4 protein-coding genes are annotated in these 3,679 nt (G+C 62.1%); 3 read left to right on the top strand and 1 reads right to left on the bottom strand.

Annotated elements, in window-relative coordinates:
* Positions 1-106 precede the first annotated feature (106 nt).
* The gene (locus tag EKN07_RS12285) at positions 107-874 is read right to left on the bottom strand and encodes a DUF4352 domain-containing protein (protein ID WP_126146558.1); all 768 of its coding nucleotides are present in this window, start codon (positions 872-874) and stop codon (positions 107-109) included.
* Positions 875-1,172: 298 nt separating this feature from the next.
* On the opposite strand from EKN07_RS12285, the gene EKN07_RS12290 reads away from it, so the two are divergent.
* The 3 genes from EKN07_RS12290 to EKN07_RS12300 all read left to right on the top strand — a co-directional run.
* Entirely contained in the window at positions 1,173-2,816 is a 1,644-nt protein-coding gene (locus EKN07_RS12290; RefSeq protein ID WP_126146559.1) for a hypothetical protein, read from the top strand.
* 339 nt (positions 2,817-3,155) lie between these two features.
* Complete coding sequence (locus EKN07_RS12295; RefSeq protein ID WP_126146560.1) at positions 3,156-3,500, top strand: hypothetical protein; 345 nt, start codon at positions 3,156-3,158, stop codon at positions 3,498-3,500.
* Positions 3,500-3,679: hypothetical protein (locus tag EKN07_RS12300; protein WP_164546681.1), on the top strand; the 180-nt coding region annotated here is incomplete at its 3' end. The genes EKN07_RS12295 and EKN07_RS12300, both read left to right, overlap by 1 nt.

The raw sequence follows: 3,679 nt of genomic DNA on the forward strand, positions 1-3,679 counted from the left end.
GGGAGGCTATCGTTCCTCTTCACTAGTAGCGGGCACTTCTGATCGTGGTGCCGCCGTGAGGCCAGGTCGTGGTGTGGCAGTGAGGTCATGGTGGGTCGGGTTGGGGTTATGGGGTGGTGGTTGGTGTGGGTGTGGCGTTGGCGGGTTGCGGGTAGGGGACTTCGGTCCAGGGGGTGGGGTTGTCGCGGTCGCGTTTGTCTTGCATTTCGATGGTGGTCAGTTCGAAGTCGCCGCGGACTTGGTAGAACAGCCAGCCTTCTCCGGACTCGCCCGGTTCCAGGTAGCGGACTTCGGCAAGGTAGTCGTCACCCCTGTAGTCGACGGTGTCAATGTAGTATGGTTCGACGACTTTACGTCCCTCGGTGTAACCATCGAGGCGTTGCCCGAGTTGAGTGTAGGCGTTGGCTCGTTCTCCGGTGTTGGTGACGCGGAGTTTGATGCCGAGGAACCGGTTGTCTTCGACTGTTAGTTCGACGGGTGGGTCGTAGGTGGTCAAGTACTCGGTGACATCAGGCTTGTACTCCAAGACTTCCACGCTCCAGTCCCCGATCTGCGTCACCCCAGACGTCGGCGAGACCGTCGGTTCCGGCATGGTCGGCGTAGATGCGGGGGCGGGGCTAGTCGTGCCGCTACTGGTCGCCGTTGTTGGTGTGGTGTGGTTGCGTCCGGCGATCATGATACCGGCGATCACGACGGCGATGACGATGAGGGTGCCGAGGAGTGTCCAGGCCCAGCCGGGCAGACCCTGCCGGGCAGCGTGTGAAGTCGCCGTGTTCGGTAGGTCATTCGTCGTACCCGATGTGTTGGTCGCGTGTGACTGGCGACCCTGACTAGTGGAGTGTGGGAGTTGTGGTCCGGTCGGTGGTGTGGTCATGAGGTCTCCGCTCTACTTGAATGCTGTGGGTTGTTGTGCTTCTTTGATTGTGTCAGATCACGATGTGGGCCGCATTCTCCACAGTGATTTGAGAGTCGTGAAAGCGGCGTGACGGGCCCGTGACCTGCACAAACATGGTGGTGTGCATGTTGAGGGCAAGAAATATGCTTCCGTATCCGCTGGACAAGACAACGATGAGCCGTTAGAGTCTGTTGCGTCACAGATGATTGTGGTCCGGGTGCGGGCGGCTCACCGAGTATTGGCTCCGACTGGGACACGAGGGGAGAGGGGACAGCAGATGGCGAGTCGGGAGCAGCGTGACACGTTGGCGGAGATCGCCACGTTCGACCCGAACGAGGCCCGACACCTCCAGCACATTTACGGGAAGGTGAGTGAGGGTTTTGAGCAGTTGCGGGGCACGATTGCTCGGCGGATGAATCCGGATGATTTAGGGATTCGTGGCGCGGCGGGCGAAGCGTTTCGCAGCTCAATGGAGGGTATCCGGAAACGGATGGGCCAGCATGCCGACGACATTCGGGCGATGAGTAAGTCGGCGGAGGTGATTGCGGATGTGACGGAGGTAGCTCGGCAGGCGCATGAAGAAATCAGTGCGGATACGACGTCGTCGGATGCGGCGTATGTGGCGCAGTCGGGTGCGCTTAATGGTGTTGCGACGGTGAATCCGGGTGTGGATGTGACGGGGCAGTTGGAGCATGTCCATCAGGCGTATGAGGCTCGTGATAGTGGGTATGAGGAGAAGGCTGCGCGGATGGTGGATTATGTGGGTGAGGAGGTGGATCGTGCGATTCGCATGCTCCCCAGGAGTGAGAAGGCGGCTCCACGCTCGTATGTGACCTACACGCCGCCGTCGTCTGGTGTGGATGTGTCGGTGACGGGCCTGCCGAGCGATGGTGGGGCGTCGTATGCGGCGGCGTTGGCGGAGGGCCGCCCGACCGACACGGACCCAGACGTGTCGGATGGTGGTGGGTCTGTTGTTCCGTCGGTGGGTGCGATTGCTGCTGGTGTGGGCGTGCCGGCTAGTGCGGCGTGGATGTTTTCCTGGTATGCGGGTGAGCGTGTCGAGGGCATGGTGGGTACTCCACAAGGCAGGATGATTCGGGCTGATTCGGCGGAGGCACGCTACCTGTATGGTCCGGGTGAAGGTAATCTGATGGACCGGGTCCGGGAAGCCGGACGCCTCTCGTTCCAGGACAACAACAACCCCACAGGCAGTGCTGCTGGTGCTGCCGGTGCGGCGGGTGCGGCTGCTGGTGCGGCTGGGCTGGCCCGTGGAGCGGGTGTGCGGTTGAGTAACGCCCAACAGATGGGTATGCGCCCCACCCGTATCCCCCTCTCCGGCCAACCCCAACAAGGAACCGGCACTGGAACCCGTGGAACCGGCGTTCGTGGTGGTCAAGCACAGCAAACTGGTGCCCGCGGCACCAGTGCACGGGGCGGCCAGGCCGCTGGTGGTCGTGGGGCTGCCGGCAACCGTGGCGCCGGGACGGGTGTTCGTGGCGGTCAGGCGCAGCAGGCTGGCGGTCGTGGGACCGGTGCCCGTGGGTCTGGTGTTCGTGGTGTGAATCAGCAGGCCACTGGCCGTGGCGCGGGTGGTGTCCGTGGTGGCCAGGTGCAGCAGGCTGGCGCCCGTGGTGCGGGCATGCGTGGTGCTGGTCGTAAGAAGAGGGATGAGCGGGAGCGGAAGTGGAGTCCGGAGGTGTGGTGTGCTTTGCGTGGTCGGGAGGTTCCGGATCCGCAGGAAGAGGAACGTCGCAAGGAGGAAGCGCTCAAGCGGTTGGATGCGGTGTGGTTGAGCCGGCATGGTGCGGAGAGTGTGCGCGAGCGTGAGCGGCGTGAGGCTGAGGAGGCTACCCGTCGTGAAATGTTCTCCCGCCCCCTCCTGTACTGGCGGCCGCCCCGCGAAGACGGACAACAACAATGACACCGGCAGGTAGTAGTCACGGCTCCCGGTGCCCGCGGGCATGTGTGCCCGTCGGCCCGGTTAGGCTGTTGGTCGATCCGGCCGTGCCGGGACGGCCGCCATGAGTATGTGGGTCTATGTGGGTCTGCGGCATGTGGCGCGTTCGCCGGGATCTGGAAGCAGGTGGCGGTCGGACCACGTGCGGGAAGTCCAGGGATGTACTTCGGGCCGTCGAGTACGGTGTGTGCCGCCGCCGTGAGCGTGCTGGGTCGATTGTTGGGCCAGTCCCCCTAGGCGGGTTGGTCCGATGTCTATTAGTGGCGAAATACTCGAGATAACTTTGGCGAGGGAGACATAACGATGAGTATCGAGTTTGATCGTGAGGCGGTGGGGGTTGCTGCGAACGAGAACTGGCATGATGCGGATGTGTTTGGTGCGATTTCTGCGTTGATTGAGGCCACGGATGTTGATGAGTGCGTGTCTGACACGCCTTCTGGTGTGGGTCCGAAGACGAAACAGATGCCTGGCAGGGTTGTGGCGTTTAAGCGGATGATGCGTGATGTGGTGGCTGAGTTTTCTGATGCGTGTGCGATTTTGGGGTCGGGCACGGATGGTGCGGTAGCGAATTTTGATGAGACGGAGTCTACGGAGTCGCAGTCGTATTTGGATCTTGAAGCGCGTATGAGTGGCGAGGAGAACGAGTGATGGCTGGGTTTACCTTTGAAGTGCCGCAGGATACGTCAGGGGCGTGCTATGTTGCGGCGAATCGGTTTGGGCGGGCTGGTAACGAGGTTAATGCGACGCAGGTCGGAGCAGCGTCGTCGTCTGGTGTTGCGGGCTGGGCCGGTGAGGCTGCCGATGCGTATATGGATCAGATTGAGGGA

It is taken from the genome of Actinobaculum sp. 352 (genome assembly GCF_003957265.1).
Lineage (GTDB): Bacteria > Actinomycetota > Actinomycetes > Actinomycetales > Actinomycetaceae > Asp313.

Excerpts from the sequence above, each read along its gene's own strand:
- EKN07_RS12290 (WP_126146559.1), top strand. The coding sequence starts at position 1,173 with ATGGCGAGTCGGGAGCAGCGTGACACGTTGGCGGAGATCGCCACGTTC.
- EKN07_RS12295 (WP_126146560.1), top strand. The coding sequence starts at position 3,156 with ATGAGTATCGAGTTTGATCGTGAGGCGGTGGGGGTTGCTGCGAACGAG.
- EKN07_RS12285 (WP_126146558.1), bottom strand. The coding sequence starts at position 874 with ATGACCACACCACCGACCGGACCACAACTCCCACACTCCACTAGTCAG.